Below are 14,095 nucleotides of genomic sequence, written 5' to 3'. Positions count from 1 at the left end.
TGACTCACCGCACTTTTCCGAGTGACCCGCCTCCTCCTGGGCATGAGCCTGCCTGGACGGACGGAGGTCTCACCATGCGATACCGCAGGGGGGAATTTCGGACGCTCGATAGAATGAACCGACCGCAGTACATGTACGTACGTGCGGAAAGAGACGGATTGAGCGAGGAGCGCACGTGGGCCTTGTCGTGCAGAAGTACGGAGGCTCCTCCGTAGCCGATGCCGAGGGCATCAAGCGCGTCGCCAAGCGGATCGTGGAAGCGAAGAAGAACGGCAACCAGGTGGTCGCCGTCGTTTCCGCGATGGGCGACACGACGGACGAGCTGATCGATCTCGCCGAGCAGGTGTCCCCGATCCCTGCCGGGCGGGAACTCGACATGCTGCTGACCGCCGGAGAGCGCATCTCCATGGCGCTGCTGGCCATGGCGATCAAAAACCTGGGTCACGAGGCCCAGTCGTTCACCGGCAGCCAGGCCGGAGTCATCACCGACTCGGTCCACAACAAGGCCCGGATCATCGACGTGACGCCGGGTCGCATCCGCACCTCGGTGGACGAGGGCAACGTCGCCATCGTGGCCGGCTTCCAGGGTGTCAGCCAGGACAGCAAGGACATCACCACGCTGGGCCGCGGCGGTTCCGACACCACGGCCGTCGCTCTCGCCGCCGCGCTCGACGCGGACGTCTGTGAGATCTACACCGACGTCGACGGCGTGTTCACCGCCGACCCGCGCGTGGTGAAGAAGGCGAAGAAGATCGACTGGATCTCCTTCGAGGACATGCTGGAGCTCGCCGCCTCCGGTTCCAAGGTGCTCCTCCACCGCTGCGTGGAGTACGCCCGCCGGTACAACATCCCGATCCACGTGCGGTCCAGCTTCAGCGGACTGCAGGGCACGTGGGTCAGCAGCGAGCCGATCAAGCAAGGGGAAAAGCAGGTGGAGCAGGCCCTCATCTCCGGAGTCGCGCACGACACGTCGGAGGCCAAGATCACGGTCGTCGGTGTGCCGGACAAGCCGGGCGAGGCGGCCGCGATCTTCCGGGCGATCGCCGACGCCCAGGTCAACATCGACATGGTCGTGCAGAACGTGTCCGCCGCCTCCACGGGCCTGACGGACATCTCCTTCACCCTGCCGAAGTCCGAGGGCCGCAAGGCCATCGACGCGCTGGAGAAGAGCCGGGCCGGCATCGGCTTCGACTCGCTGCGCTACGACGACCAGATCGGCAAGATCTCGCTGGTCGGCGCCGGGATGAAGAGCAACCCGGGCGTCACCGCCGACTTCTTCACCGCACTGTCCGACGCGGGCGTGAACATCGAGCTCATCTCGACCTCCGAGATCCGCATCTCGGTCGTCACCCGCAAGGACGACGTGAACGAGGCCGTGCGCGCCGTGCACACCGCCTTCGGGCTGGACTCCGACAGCGACGAGGCCGTCGTCTACGGGGGCACCGGGCGCTGATGTCCGACATCCAAGGCGCCGGGCGCACCGGACGGCCGACCCTGGCCGTCGTCGGAGCGACCGGCGCCGTCGGTTCGGTGATGCTCCAGATCCTGTCCCAGCACGCGGACATCTGGGGTGACATCCGTCTGATCGCCTCGCCCCGCTCGGCCGGCCGCAAGCTGGCCGTGCGCGGTGAGGAGGTCGAGGTCGTGGCGCTCACCGAGGAGGCCTTCGACGGGGTCGACGTCGCCATGTTCGACGTACCCGACGAGGTGGCCGCCCAGTGGGCGCCGGTCGCCGCCGCCAAGGGCGTGGTGGTGGTCGACAACTCGGGCGCGTTCCGGATGGACCCGGACGTGCCCCTCGTCGTGCCCGAGGTCAACCCGCACGCCCTGCGGATGCGGCCGCGCGGCATCGTCGCCAGCCCCAACTGCACGACGCTGTCCATGATCGTGGCGCTGGGCGCGCTGCACGCCGAGTTCGGGCTGCGCGAGCTGGTCGTCTCCTCGTACCAGGCGGTGAGCGGGGCCGGGCGGGACGGGGTGGACACGCTGCGACGGCAGCTGTCGCTGGTGGCCGGGACGGAGCTGGGGACCCACCCCGGCGACGTGCGGCGGGCCGTCGGCGACGACACCGGGCCGTTCCCGGAGCCGGTCGCGCTGAACGTCGTACCGTGGGCCGGTTCGCTGCGCGAGGACGGCTGGTCGTCGGAGGAGATGAAGGTGCGGGACGAGTCCCGCAAGGTCCTCGGACTGCCGCAGCTGCCGGTGGCGGTGACGTGCGTACGGGTCCCCGTGGTCACCACGCACTCCCTGACCGTCCACGCCCGCTTCGAGGGCGAGGTCACCGTCGACAAGGCGCGGGAGATCCTGGCCACCGCGCCCGGCGTCGTCCTCTTCGACAACCCGGCCGCCGGTGAGTTCCCCACCCCCGCCGACGTGGTCGGCACCGACCCGACCTGGGTCGGCCGGGTACGGCGGGCCCTGGACGACCCGACGGCCCTCGAACTCTTCGTGTGCGGGGACAACCTGCGCAAGGGCGCCGCGCTGAACACCGCGCAGATCGCGGAGCTGGTGGCGGCCGAGTTCGGCTGAACGGGCCGGCGGAGCAAAAGGCCCTGGCCGCCATGGGGTTCGTTTGTAGGATCCATGAACAAGATGTGATCCGGAAGTAGGTCCGGACTACTTGTAACCGGCACCTGTGGCATCAGAGGATTTCCTCCCCGCCCTCCGCAACCGTGCGGAGGGCGGGGAGCGTCTTTGCGGTCACCCCTTCAGGGTGCGGGGCGCGTGGATCGGCGCGGGGACGCCGAGGGCGGGCGTGGGGACGCCCGTTCACATGGGACATAGGGGAAGAGCGGGACGATGAGGGCCTATGACGCACCGTCTGCCGGGTGGCCGCCCGGCAGACGCGGGAACGTGACGCCCGGCACGTACAACCCTCAGGGGGTCGGACGTGTCCAACTGGCGTGGCAGAGGTACTCGAATTCACCGCGACACCGCGTGGCCCCGCAGTGCGGGCTCCCGTCCGGCCCGTCCGTCCCCGTGTGGCCGGCGCGGCCGGTGGCATGCCGGTGATCGCGCCGATGCCCGCAGCGCGGCCGGCCCGCATATCGAATCAGCGTGACGGCGCCGATGACGTCGTGGCGGCGGGCACCACCGTCGACCACCTCACCGAGACCTACCGCGCCCACTACCGGTCGCTGCTCGGTCTCGCCGCCCTCCTCCTCGACGACACCGCCTCCTGCGAGGACGTCGTCCAGGAGGCCTTCATCCGCGTCCACTCGGCGCGCAAACGCGTGCGCGACCCGGAGAAGACGCTGGCCTACCTGCGGCAGACCGTCGTCAACCTCTCGCGCTCGGCACTGCGCCGCCGCATCCTCGGCCTCAAGCTCCTCTCGAAGCCCATGCCGGACATGGCGAGCGCGGAGGAGGGCGCCTACGACCAGCTGGAGCGCGACTCCCTGATCAAGGCGATGAAGGGACTGCAGCGCCGCCAGCGTGAGGTCCTGGTCCTGCGCTACTTCGCCGACATGACGGAGTCTCAGGTCGCCGAGACGCTCGGCATATCGCTGGGCTCGGTGAAGGCGTACGGATCGCGTGGCATCGCGGCGCTCAGGGTGGCCATGGAGGCGCCGGCATGAGCGACGGCAACGAGGCACGGCGTGACCCCCACGAGGGTCAGGAGCCGGCCGAGCCGACCGGGCAAGAGCCGAAGCACACGCACGCTGGGAACGGAACTGTGAACCACGGCCCCGCCGACCAGGGCCCCGACACTCAGGGGCCCGCCGGGCTCGCCCCGGACGAGCTGGCGCTGCGCAGGATGCTGCACAGCGCCGTGCGGGAGATGGAGCCGAGCGACGGCACCCTGGACCACCTCCGCCGGGCGGTACCGGCCCGGCGGGCCCGCAAACGCCAGGCCGCCGTCGGCATGGCGGCCGCCGCCCTGTTCATCGGCACGGCGGTCCCCGCCCTCGTCCACGTGTCCAACTCCACCGGCCCCGGCGCCGACCCGTCCGTGGCGGGCAACGCCTCGCAGGCGCAGGGCGGCACCAGCCAGGGCAAGGACCCGGCCGGCGGCGAGAGCGCCATCACCGGCTCCTCCGGGCAGCCCGAGGACAAGGAGAAGTCCGGCCCGAAGGAGAAGCCGACGGACGCGGCGACCGGCTCCGCCACCGGTTCGGCCACCGGCGTCGGACCCTCCGCCAGCAGCCCCGCCGACCTCCCGCTGTGCATGTCGCAGCAGCTCGGCCCGGCCGTCGCGAGCAGCGCCGCCCCCGACTCGGCGGGCGCCGTCTACGGCTCCTTCCGCGTCACCAACGTCTCCTCGGACAGCTGCACCGTCGCCGGCCCCGGCAGCGTGGCCGCCACCCCGCAGGGTGCGGCGGACCCGGCAAAGATCGGCACGGCACGGCACGCCGCCGGCGACGCCGCGGCCGCGCTGCCCGACCCGTCGCTGGAGTCGGCCTCGCTGACGCTGGCGTCCGGCGCCTCCTACGAGGTGCAGTTCGCCTGGGTGCCCTCGCAGACCTGTCCGACCACCGGCGGTACCACGGGAGGCGGCACGGGCGATCCCACGTCCGACCCGTCGCCCACCGAGGAGCCGACCGCCACCGCCGGGACGTCCACGGGCGGTGACACCGGCACCACGACGCAGCTGGTCACCGAGGAGGGCCCGGCCGACGGGAGCGTGACGGTCTCGTACACCCCGGAAGGGGGCTCGGGGCCGGCCGCGGTCACCGTGTCCAACGCGTGCGCGGGAACCGTGTACTGGACGGGAGTGCTGGCCGCCACGTGACCGGGAGGCCGGCCGGCGGCAGGCGCTCGGGCGGCGCCGGGCGCCTGCGTGCTCAGACGCCGGTCGGGCTGGGGCGGGGTTCCTGCCCGGCCTCGGCTTCGGTGACGTCCTCGCTCTCGTCCCCCTCCGGGACCAGGCCCAGCTCCGCGTCCCGGGCGAGCTCCGCCTCCCGGCGCAGCAGCCGGAACCACATGAAGACGACGAAGCCGACGAAGGCGAACCACTCGGCGGTGTAGCCGAGGTTCTGGAACGCCTTCAGGTCCAGGCCGGTGTTCTGCGGCGCGCTCACCGGCACGGCCCGCATCCCGGAGTCGCCCGTGTTGAGCGTGACCCACGCGTCGTACACCTCGTACGGCACGAGGTTCACCAGCGACGCCGCGCTGATCGCGCCGGTCTGGCCCTCCGGCCATCCGGAGCGGGAGCTGACGCCGTTGTCGCCGGGCGTCTCGGACGCCTGGAGCGCGCCGGTGACGGTGACCTCGCCGGCGGGCGGGGCCGGGACCTTCGCCGGGTCGGGGTCGCCGGGCAGCCAGCCCCGCACGACGGGCAGCGCCCGGCCGGCGTCGGTGCGCAGCAGCGTGAGGACGTAGTAGCCCTGCCGGTCGTCCAGCTTCCGCTCCGGCACGAGCAGCTGCTCGCCGTAGCGGCCGCTCACGGTGGTCTGCTTGCCGACCGTCGCCTTGTCGACGGGCAGCAGCTCGGCCAGCGGGCGGGCCGACTCGTGCCGGGCCGACTCCGCCTGGGTGGTGGCGCTGTTGTGGTCCTGCACCCGGTCCTCGAACCGGCCCAGCTGCCACGACCCCATGAAGATGCAGAAGGGGATGGCGAGCACGACGAAGACGTTGATTCCCCACCATCGGGGGGTCAGCAGAAACCGGTACACGCCCTCCACGGTACGGGGCGCGTGCCGGTGACCCGCCCGCGGGGCTGTGGATGAGCGAGGTTGTCCACAGGCTGGGGATCGGATCTGCGCGTTGTCGGCGCGGCGAGGCACTATGGGGCCATGACTGAGAGCAACGGGTCCGCCTCACCGGATCAGCAGGGCACGCGGGGCGTACGGGACGGCGTGCGGGGACAGGGCGAGGGCATGCCGGACTGGGAGAAGCGGTTCCGCGCGCCGCGGGTCTCGCTGCCCGACTGGGCCGAGGACGCGCCGGACCGCTCCCTGTTCGTGTCGAACGCGACGGGGACGTACGAGCTGTACGCCTGGGACCGCGCGACCGGCGAGCAGCGGCAGGTCACGAACCGGCCCAACGGCACGACGGACGGCGTGCTCTCCCCGGACGGCGCGTCGATCTGGTGGTTCGACGACAAGGACGGCGACGAGTTCGGCGTGTGGCGCCGCCAGCCCTTCGTGGGCGGTGAGGACGAGCTCGCGGTGCCGGGCCTCGACCCCTCCTACCCGGCAGGCCTCGCCCTCGGCCGGGACGGGCGGACGGCGGTGATCGGCCGCTCGACCGACGAGGACGGCACGACGATCCACCTCGCGTACGAGGGCAAGGCCCCGGTGGAGATCTACCGCCACCGCGAGTCGGCGGGCGTCGGCGACCTCTCCCACGACGGCACGCTGATCGCGATCGAGCACACCGAGCACGGCGACGCCATGCACTCCGCGCTGCGCGTCCTGCGCCACGACGGCACGACGGTCGCCGAGCTCGACGACACCGACGGCGGCGAGAAGGAGCTGGGCCTGGAGGTGCTGGGCTTCGCGCCCGTCGACGGCGACACCCGCCTGCTCATCGGGCACCAGCGCCGGGGCCGCTGGGAGCCCCTGGTGTGGGACGTGGCGACGGGCGAGCAGACGGACCTCGCGCTGGAGCTGCCCGGCGACGTGAGCGCCGAGTGGTATCCGGACGGCAGCGGCCTGCTGATCGTGCACGGCTTCGAGGCCCGCAGCGAACTGTTCCGCTACGACTTCGACGCGCGCGAGCTGGTGGAGATCGAGACCCCCGCGGGCACCGTCTCCGGGGCGACGGCCCGCCCCGACGGCAGCGTGGAGTACCTGTGGTCGTCGGCGGCCGAGCCGTCGGCGGTGCGCTCCACCACCGGCCGGGTGGTGCTCGACCCGCCCGGCATGAAGTCGCCCGGCTCGGTGCCGGTGGAGGACGTGTGGGTGGAGGGCCCCGGCGGCCGGGTCCACGCCCTGGTGCAGAAGCCGGCGGGCGCGACCGGGCCGCTCCCGACGGTCTTCGACATCCACGGCGGGCCGACCTGGCACGACAGCGACTCGTTCGCCGCGGGCCCGGCCGCCTGGGTCGACCACGGGTACGCGGTGGTCCGCGTCAACTACCGCGGCTCCACGGGATACGGCCGGGCCTGGACCGACGCCCTCAAGCACCGGGTCGGTCTCATCGAGCTGGAGGACATCGCGGCGGTGCGCGAGTGGGCGGTCACCTCCGGGCTCGCCGACCCCGCCCGCCTGATCCTCACCGGCGGCTCCTGGGGCGGCTACCTCACCCTCCTCGGCCTCGGCACCCAGCCCGAGGCGTGGACCCTGGGCATCGCCGCCGTCCCGGTCGCCGACTACGTCACCGCGTACCACGACGAGATGGAGGGCCTGAAGGCCCTGGACCGCACCCTGCTCGGCGGCACCCCCGAGGAGGTCCCCGACCGCTTCGAGGCGTCCTCGCCCCTGACCTACGTCGACCGGGTCAAGGCCCCGGTGTACATCTCCGCGGGGGTCAACGACCCGCGCTGCCCGATCCGCCAGATCGAGAACTACGTCGAGCGCCTGGAGGCGAGGGGCGCGGTCCACGAGGTCTACCGCTACGACGCGGGCCACGGCTCCCTGGTGGTCGACGAACGCATCAAGCAGGTAGCCCTGGAACTGGACTTCGCGGCACGGTACTTGCCGCAGGGCTAATTCCCCGGCCCCTTGCCCCACCCGGCCCGGCCGGGGCGTGGCTTCTTGGCCGGGCCGGTCCGGCCTGAGGCGTGGCTTCTTGGCCGCCCGGGCCGGCCTGAGGCGTGGCTTCTTGGCCGCCCGGTCCGGCCTGAGGCGTGGCTTCTTGGCCGCCCGGTCCGGCCCAGGGCGTGGCTTCCTGGCCTACCGAGCCGGCCCGAGGGCGTGGCTTCCTGGCCTACCGAGCCGGCCCGAGGGCGTGGCTTCCTGGCCGACCGAGTCGGGTGGTGGGTGGGCGTAGGCCGGGGGTCCAGGGGGCGGAGCCCCCTGGCGGGGTTGTAGGGGCGGCGCCCCTACAACCCGGCCTGCTGCCGCGCCCGCCGCCCGAGCAACTCGGCCAACCCCCGCCGCGTCGCCGCCAGCACCACCCGATCCTCACCCCGCAGGACATACGTGTCGGGCATCTCCCACACCAACCGCGACTCCCGACCCCCCTCCGCACCGGCACCGGCACCGGCCCCGGCACCCACCCCGTCCCGCCCCCCGACGGAGACCTCCCGCGCCAGCACCCGCCACGCCCCCGCCCGGAACGCCTCCCCGACCGTCTTCCCCTCCAGTTGCGGATGCCCCGCCACCCGCACCGCCGCGAACAGCAGCACCCGCCGCTCCACGGGGATCGCCCCCAGGATCTGGCGCCCCATCATCGCCCCGGCGAACGCCGGCGCCGCCAGGTGGGTCACACTGCGGCTGCGGGTCAGCGCCCCGGGATGCGCACCCCGCAGGGTGCGGTACACCGCGGTCGCGAAGTCGTCGTCGTACAGGCGCAGCACCACCCGCAGGTCGGGCCGCACGGACCGCCCGTACAGCACCGCCTCCAGGTTCGTCGTGTCGACACTGGTCAGCGCGAGCAGCGAGTGCGCCCGGTGGATCTTGGCCGCCTCCAGGACGCCCTCCTGCGTGACGTCCCCGAGCACCACCGGCACCCGCAGCCGCCGTGCGGTCGCCATGCCGCGTGCCTCGGGGTCGCCCTCGACGCACACCACGGGGATGTCCATCTCCCGCAGCCGGGTCAGCACCCGTGTGCCGATCTTGCCGAGACCGAGCAGGACGACGTGCCCGCCGAGCCCGCGCGGCGGCTTGCGCAGCGTGGAGGCGCTGCGGAAGGTCCCCAGGGCCTCCAGCACGGCCGCCAGCAGCACCGGCAGCAGCAGTAACCCGACGAAGCCGGAGAGCAGTTGGAGGACCTGTTCCCCGGAGTCCTTGTTGTGCGCGGGCTCGTTGATGGCGAACAGGTCGAGCAGCGTCACGTACGTCGCGTGCAGGGGATGGTCGCCGGTGACCACCATGAGCGCCACGGCGAGCGCGACCACGCAGGCGGCCAGTCCGGCCAGCGACCACCGCAGCCGCCGCGAGAACAGCGAGGCGAACGGCGGCACACCGGCCCGCCCGGCCGGCAGCGACGGCCCCGAGTACGACACCTGCTCCAGGACGACGGTGCCGCGGCCGGTGGCCGCCTCCACCGCCGCCGCGTCGGGCAGCAGCTGCGGTCCCTGCTCGCCGCTGCCCTCCGAACCGTCCGCGCCGGCCGGGTCGTTGCTCGTCGCGGACAGCAGGGCCAGCGTGCACAGCCCGGGGTCGGCGACCTCACCGGGGCGGGGCGGCTGCCGTTCCACCGCGCGCAGCAGCAGCCCGTCCGTCTGGACGACCTTGCTGGTGCCGACGAGCGCGGTCGCCGCGAGGGCGGGCGCCGCCGTGTCGGCGTCGGAGAGCACGGTAGTGGAGGCCTCGACGCCGTCCGGCCCGCCGGGGCGCCCGTCGCCGGCCGCGAGCGCGGCACTCTGGTCGAGGAGCGCCTCGATGTGCTGCCCGAGCCGCCGGTTGTACAGGCGCAGCACGAGGCGCAGCCGTGGGTTGAGCCGGCGGGCCGTGAGAGCGGCGCGGATGTTGGTCTCGTCGTCGTCGTAGACGAGGGCGAGTGCGGCGGCCCGGTCCACACCGGCCTCCGCGAGGACGTCCTCGGTCGGCTCGGCGGCCTCCAGCTCCCGCCCGGTGCCGCCCGCGTCGCCGTTGCCCGCCCGGTTGACGGCCGCGTTGAAGCGGTCCAGCAGCGCCGCCGAGGCCGCGCGGGCCCGGCCCACCACGGGCTGGCGCACCCGGCGCCCGGAGGGCGGGACGACGAGCGTGACCTGCTCGCCGTAGACCCCGCGCAGTTCGGCCGCAAGCCGGTGCGCCAGCCCGTCGTCGCCGCACACCACCATGTGCGCGGACGCGTCGCCGGGCGCACCGCCCGGCGGAACCTGGTTCGGAACGCTCACCACACCGGAGGAGACTGCCCGAGCGGCCCCACCGGTTCCAGAGCACGAGGACGGCATGGAAGACGCGCGAAGATTGCCGGAGCCCGGCAGTGACGGGTCGTCCCCGTCCGTGTCACGATGCGTCTCACCGAAGCTCAGCGACGGGCGGGAGGGGGACGGCACGCAGCGCCCGGTCTCTCGGACCGGGTGTCACGGGGGTCGTGCTGCCCGCCCTGTCGCTGGTCTTCGGGCTGTCGCTGCCGGTCAGATCTCCTCGGCGGGCCAGCCCAGCAGCCGGGCCCCGATGACCGCGGTCTGCAGGGTGTAGCGGTGCACGGGGTCGGCGGGGTTGGCCCCGGTCAGCTGGTGGATGCGGTCCAGCCGGTAGGTCAGCGCCCGCACGCTGAGCGCGAGGCGCCGCGCGGCCTCGGCCGCGGTGCACCCGGCGTCGAAGTACACCTCCAGGGTCCGCAGCAGCGGCTCGGCACCGCCCCGGGCGTCGCGCAGCGGGCCCAGCACGCTCAGCACGAGGTCGGCCATGGCCTGCCGGTCGCGGGTGAGCACCGGGTAGACCAGCAGGTCGGCGGCGCGCAGCACGGGCTCGTCGAGTTCCAGGCGTGCGGCGAGTTCGAGGGTGCTCAGCGCCTCCTCGTAGCTGTGCACCACGCCGCCCGCGCCGGTCCGGGGCCGGCCGATGGCCACCTGGCTGCCTTCCGTCGCGGCGTAGGCCTGCTTGGCGAAGAAGGCGAGGACGTCGTCCTGGTCGCCGGGCGCGATGCAGATGAGCTGGCCGTTCTTGGTGGCGATCAGGATCCGCCGGTCGCCGAAGCGGGAGATGAGCGCGGTCTCCACGAGCCGGGTGACGGGGGCGGTGTCGTCGTACGCCTCGGGCCCCTGCGCCACCGCCACGGCGTGGGCCCGGGACAGCACCAGACCGAAACGCTCCGCCCGCTCCGCGAGCCGCCCCAGGTCGCTGCGCCCGTAGAGCAGGTCGTCGATGAACTCCCGTCGCGCGGCCTCCTCCTGCCGTACGGCGAGGCGCTGGGCGCGTTCGTACCCCTCGGCGAAGGCGTCCACGGCCTGGCCGACGGCGCCGAGCACGCTGTCGGTCGTGCCCGCGCTCCCCGCCTCGCCGGGCCAGCGGGCGCGCGTGGCCTCCAGATGTCCCCGGACGAGGGTGCGCAGGCTGTGGCCCTGTTCCGCGGCCTGTTCGCCGAGCCGCCGCCGCTCCTCCAGCTCGTCGCGGTTCAGCCGGCGTCCCGTGCCGGCGACCTGCGCGAGGATCTCGGCGTACCCGGTCAGGTACGCCTCCTGCTGTTCCCCCACTCCGCGCCTCCCCTGCCGGTCACGCCCGGTGCGCGGTGCCCGGCAACGAGAGGGTAGTCAGGGCTGCCGGAAACCGGCAACGCGGACGGGCACCTAGGACTGGTACGGCTGCTGCTGCGGCTGTCCGTACGCGGGTCCGCCCTGGCCGCCCGAGGCCTGGGCCAGGAGCTGCTCGGCCTGTTCCCTGGTCACCTGCTGCTCGGCGCCGCAGAAGGTGCACTGGAGCGCGTACTTCGTGGAGAAGGGGAACAGCGGAATGAAGAACAGGGTGAACTTGACGACGCGCTTCCTGAGCGTGTGCGCGGAGGGGGTGTTGCAGGAGCGGCAGACCAGCGTCAGTATCGCGAGCTGGTAGAGGTATCCCTTGGTGCCGAAGATGATCACGGGGCGGTCCTTCCCGGGTGGGTGCCTGTGGGCAAGGAGATCCTCTCCCAGAGTGCGCCCGGGCGGCTCCCCAGGGCCACTTGGGGCTGCGCCCGCCCACGTGTACGGCGTCACTCGCCCACGGAACTCCCGACGCTTGCGGCGCTCCCGGCGTCCCCCGCGCTCTCGCCGTCCCCGGCCTCCCAGCGCAGCAGGTCCCCGGGCTGGCACTCGAGCGCCTCGCAGAGCGCGGCGAGCGTCGCGAAGCGTACGGCCTTGGCGCGGCCGTTCTTGAGGACCGCCAGGTTGGCGGGGGTGATGCCGACGCGTTCCGCGAGCTCGCCCACGGACATCTTGCGCTTGGCCAGCATCACGTCGATGTCCACCACGATCGGCATCAGATCACCTCGGCCAGCTCGGCCCGCATCCGCGACGCCTCGACGTCGCGGGCGACGGCCTGGGCGAGGAGCATCCGCAGCACGAGCACGATCAGCGCGACGCCCAGGACCGCGACGGCGACCCCGCCCAGCAGCAGGACGATGCCCGGGGCGACGGCCTCGCCCGGTGCCAGGACGACCCCGAGCGCGAACACCAGGAGCGCGGCCGCCACGAAGGCACCGGTCACGATGTGCACATAGCGGAAGGCGCCGGGGGAGAACACCGTCCCGCGCCGCACCATCGTCACCAGCCGCCATACGCAGACCAGGACGATCTGTGCCGTCACGACACCCAGGACGACGATCACGAGCACCGGGGTCCGTGCGGCCACCAGGTCCGGGTCCGCCCCCCGGAAATCCTTGGCCAGCAGCGGCACCATGACCGCCTGGACGAACACCGAACCGGCGAGCAGCACCCCGATCACGGCTCGCAGCGCGAGCACGGTCAGCTTTCCCATCACGCCCTCCCTTGATCGAGTAACGATTGAAATCTATCGAAATTCGATAGGTGAGGCAAGGTGGCGGGCAACGACGAGGGGCCGGTCCGACGCCTCGGCGTCGAACCGGCCCCTCGGTCGCGGGTCGGTGGGTCCGTGTCAGTCCGTGCCCGACTCCATCGCGGCGCGGTCCAGCAGCGCGTCCTCGCCGGAGACCTGGCCACGGGAGGCGATGGCCTCGGCGCCGCCCTCGGGCATGGCGCCGATCAGTCCGGTCGCCGCCGCCTGCGCGGCACCGATGGCCGGGTTGGCGGTGCCGATCAGGCCGAGGCCGGCGTACTGCTCCAGCTTGGCGCGCGAGTCGGCGATGTCGAGGTTGCGCATGGTGAGCTGGCCGATCCGGTCCACCGGACCGAACGCGGAGTCCTCGGTGCGCTCCATCGACAGCTTGTCCGGGTGGTAGCTGAACGCCGGGCCCGTGGTGTCGAGGATCGAGTAGTCCTCACCGCGCCGCAGCCGCAGCGTGACCTCGCCGGTGACGGCCGAGCCGACCCAGCGCTGCAGCGACTCGCGGATCATCAGCGACTGCGGGTCCAGCCAGCGGCCCTCGTACATCAGCCGGCCGAGCCGCCGGCCCTCGGTGTGGTACTGGGCGAGGGTGTCCTCGTTGTGGATCGCGTTGACGAGACGCTCGTACGCCGCGTGCAGCAGGGCCATGCCGGGCGCCTCGTAGATGCCGCGGCTCTTGGCCTCGATGATCCGGTTCTCGATCTGGTCGGACATGCCCATGCCGTGGCGGCCGCCGATGGCATTGGCCTCCATCACCAGGTCGACGGGGGAGGCGAACTCCTTGCCGTTGATCGTCACCGGGCGGCCCTGGTCGAAACCGATGGTCACGTCCTCGGCGGCGATCTCGACCGACGGGTCCCAGAACCGCACGCCCATGATGGGCTCCACGGTCTCCACACCGGTGTCGAGGTGCTCCAGCGTCTTGGCCTCGTGGGTGGCGCCCCAGATGTTGGCGTCGGTGGAGTACGCCTTCTCCGTGCTGTCCCGGTAGGGCAGGTCGTGGGCGAGCAGCCACTCCGACATTTCCTTGCGGCCGCCCAGCTCGGTCACGAAGTCCGCGTCCAGCCAGGGCTTGTAGATCCGCAGGTGCGGGTTGGCGAGCAGGCCGTAGCGGTAGAACCGCTCGATGTCGTTGCCCTTGAACGTCGAGCCGTCGCCCCAGATCTGGACGTCGTCCTCGAGCATGGCCCGCACCAGCAGCGTGCCGGTGACGGCGCGGCCGAGCGGCGTGGTGTTGAAGTACGCCCGCCCGCCCGAGCGGATGTGGAACGCCCCGCAGGTCAGCGCGGCCAGTCCCTCCTCGACCAGTGCCGCACGGCAGTCGACCAGGCGCGCGATCTCGGCGCCGTAGGTCTTCGCACGGCCGGGCACCGAGGCGATGTCGGGCTCGTCGTACTGACCGATGTCAGCGGTGTAGGTGCACGGTACGGCGCCCTTGTCGCGCATCCACGCGACCGCGACGGAGGTGTCGAGGCCGCCGGAGAAGGCGATACCGACGCGCTCACCGGTGGGCAGGGAGGTGAGGACTTTGGACATGGAAAAAGTATGCATGACATCGCATGGTCATGCAAGCCCTGCATCCCCCGAGTGCGGGG

At 72.5% G+C, this 14,095-nt stretch carries 12 protein-coding genes; 5 read left to right on the top strand and 7 right to left on the bottom strand.

Annotated features, from left to right (window positions below):
* Positions 1-175: 175 nt before the first annotated feature.
* From ACIRG6_RS17135 to ACIRG6_RS17120, 4 genes are all read left to right on the top strand, one after another.
* A complete protein-coding gene (locus ACIRG6_RS17135; RefSeq protein WP_318213724.1) occupies positions 176-1,453 on the top strand; it encodes an aspartate kinase in 1,278 nt (425 codons plus the stop codon).
* On the top strand, positions 1,453-2,529 hold the full coding sequence (locus ACIRG6_RS17130; RefSeq protein WP_364822998.1) for an aspartate-semialdehyde dehydrogenase: 1,077 nt from the start codon (positions 1,453-1,455) through the stop codon (positions 2,527-2,529). The genes ACIRG6_RS17135 and ACIRG6_RS17130 overlap by 1 nt, the downstream gene beginning before the upstream one ends.
* 473 nt (positions 2,530-3,002) lie before the next feature.
* Positions 3,003-3,578, top strand: a complete 576-nt coding sequence (locus ACIRG6_RS17125) for a SigE family RNA polymerase sigma factor (RefSeq protein ID WP_318216309.1) — start codon at positions 3,003-3,005, stop codon at positions 3,576-3,578.
* Positions 3,579-3,676: 98 nt separating this feature from the next.
* Positions 3,677-4,732: a hypothetical protein gene (locus ACIRG6_RS17120; protein WP_364683247.1), complete on the top strand. Its 1,056-nt coding sequence runs from the start codon at positions 3,677-3,679 to the stop codon at positions 4,730-4,732.
* 52 nt (positions 4,733-4,784) lie between these two features.
* On the opposite strand, the gene ACIRG6_RS17115 is transcribed toward ACIRG6_RS17120, so the two are convergent.
* Positions 4,785-5,615, bottom strand: coding sequence for an SURF1 family protein (locus ACIRG6_RS17115; protein ID WP_403323326.1), 831 nt, complete (start codon positions 5,613-5,615; stop codon positions 4,785-4,787).
* A gap of 120 nt (positions 5,616-5,735) precedes the next feature.
* Between ACIRG6_RS17115 and ACIRG6_RS17110 the strand changes: the two genes are divergently transcribed.
* Positions 5,736-7,595 carry a S9 family peptidase gene (locus tag ACIRG6_RS17110; RefSeq protein WP_364683243.1) on the top strand — a complete coding sequence of 620 codons (1,860 nt, stop codon included), beginning with the start codon at positions 5,736-5,738 and terminating at the stop codon, positions 7,593-7,595.
* Between the two features lie 332 nt (positions 7,596-7,927).
* On the opposite strand, the gene ACIRG6_RS17105 is transcribed toward ACIRG6_RS17110, so the two are convergent.
* From ACIRG6_RS17105 to argG, 6 genes are all read right to left on the bottom strand, one after another.
* Positions 7,928-9,832, bottom strand: a complete 1,905-nt coding sequence (locus ACIRG6_RS17105) for an NAD-binding protein (protein ID WP_403323657.1) — start codon at positions 9,830-9,832, stop codon at positions 7,928-7,930.
* 300 nt (positions 9,833-10,132) lie between these two features.
* Positions 10,133-11,194 carry a PucR family transcriptional regulator gene (locus ACIRG6_RS17100; protein WP_364823003.1) on the bottom strand — a complete coding sequence of 354 codons (1,062 nt, stop codon included), beginning with the start codon at positions 11,192-11,194 and terminating at the stop codon, positions 10,133-10,135.
* Between the two features lie 93 nt (positions 11,195-11,287).
* A complete protein-coding gene (locus ACIRG6_RS17095; protein ID WP_189229986.1) occupies positions 11,288-11,578 on the bottom strand; it encodes a zinc-ribbon domain-containing protein in 291 nt (96 codons plus the stop codon).
* Between the two features lie 110 nt (positions 11,579-11,688).
* Positions 11,689-11,955 (bottom strand): helix-turn-helix domain-containing protein, encoded by a 267-nt coding sequence (locus ACIRG6_RS17090; protein ID WP_403323322.1) that lies wholly within the window; start codon positions 11,953-11,955, stop codon positions 11,689-11,691.
* Entirely contained in the window at positions 11,955-12,452 is a 498-nt protein-coding gene (locus tag ACIRG6_RS17085) for a DUF2975 domain-containing protein (protein WP_403323320.1), read from the bottom strand. The genes ACIRG6_RS17090 and ACIRG6_RS17085 overlap by 1 nt, the downstream gene beginning before the upstream one ends.
* Positions 12,453-12,590: 138 nt before the next feature.
* Positions 12,591-14,036: an argininosuccinate synthase gene (gene argG / locus ACIRG6_RS17080; protein WP_318213731.1), complete on the bottom strand. Its 1,446-nt coding sequence runs from the start codon at positions 14,034-14,036 to the stop codon at positions 12,591-12,593.
* Between the last annotated feature and the right edge of the window lie 59 nt (positions 14,037-14,095).

The organism is Streptomyces flaveolus, from assembly GCF_044765825.1.
GTDB lineage: Bacteria > Actinomycetota > Actinomycetes > Streptomycetales > Streptomycetaceae > Streptomyces > Streptomyces flaveolus.
The sequence above is the reverse complement of the archived record's forward strand: the minus strand, read 5'-3'. Positions and strand labels throughout refer to the sequence as shown.

Excerpts from the sequence above, each read along its gene's own strand:
- ACIRG6_RS17130 (WP_364822998.1), top strand. The coding sequence starts at position 1,453 with ATGTCCGACATCCAAGGCGCCGGGCGCACCGGACGGCCGACCCTGGCC.
- ACIRG6_RS17085 (WP_403323320.1), bottom strand. The coding sequence starts at position 12,452 with ATGGGAAAGCTGACCGTGCTCGCGCTGCGAGCCGTGATCGGGGTGCTG.
- ACIRG6_RS17110 (WP_364683243.1), top strand. The coding sequence starts at position 5,736 with ATGACTGAGAGCAACGGGTCCGCCTCACCGGATCAGCAGGGCACGCGG.
- ACIRG6_RS17090 (WP_403323322.1), bottom strand. The coding sequence starts at position 11,955 with ATGCCGATCGTGGTGGACATCGACGTGATGCTGGCCAAGCGCAAGATG.
- ACIRG6_RS17105 (WP_403323657.1), bottom strand. The coding sequence starts at position 9,832 with ATGGTGGTGTGCGGCGACGACGGGCTGGCGCACCGGCTTGCGGCCGAA.
- ACIRG6_RS17125 (WP_318216309.1), top strand. The coding sequence starts at position 3,003 with ATGCCGGTGATCGCGCCGATGCCCGCAGCGCGGCCGGCCCGCATATCG.
- argG (WP_318213731.1), bottom strand. The coding sequence starts at position 14,036 with ATGTCCAAAGTCCTCACCTCCCTGCCCACCGGTGAGCGCGTCGGTATC.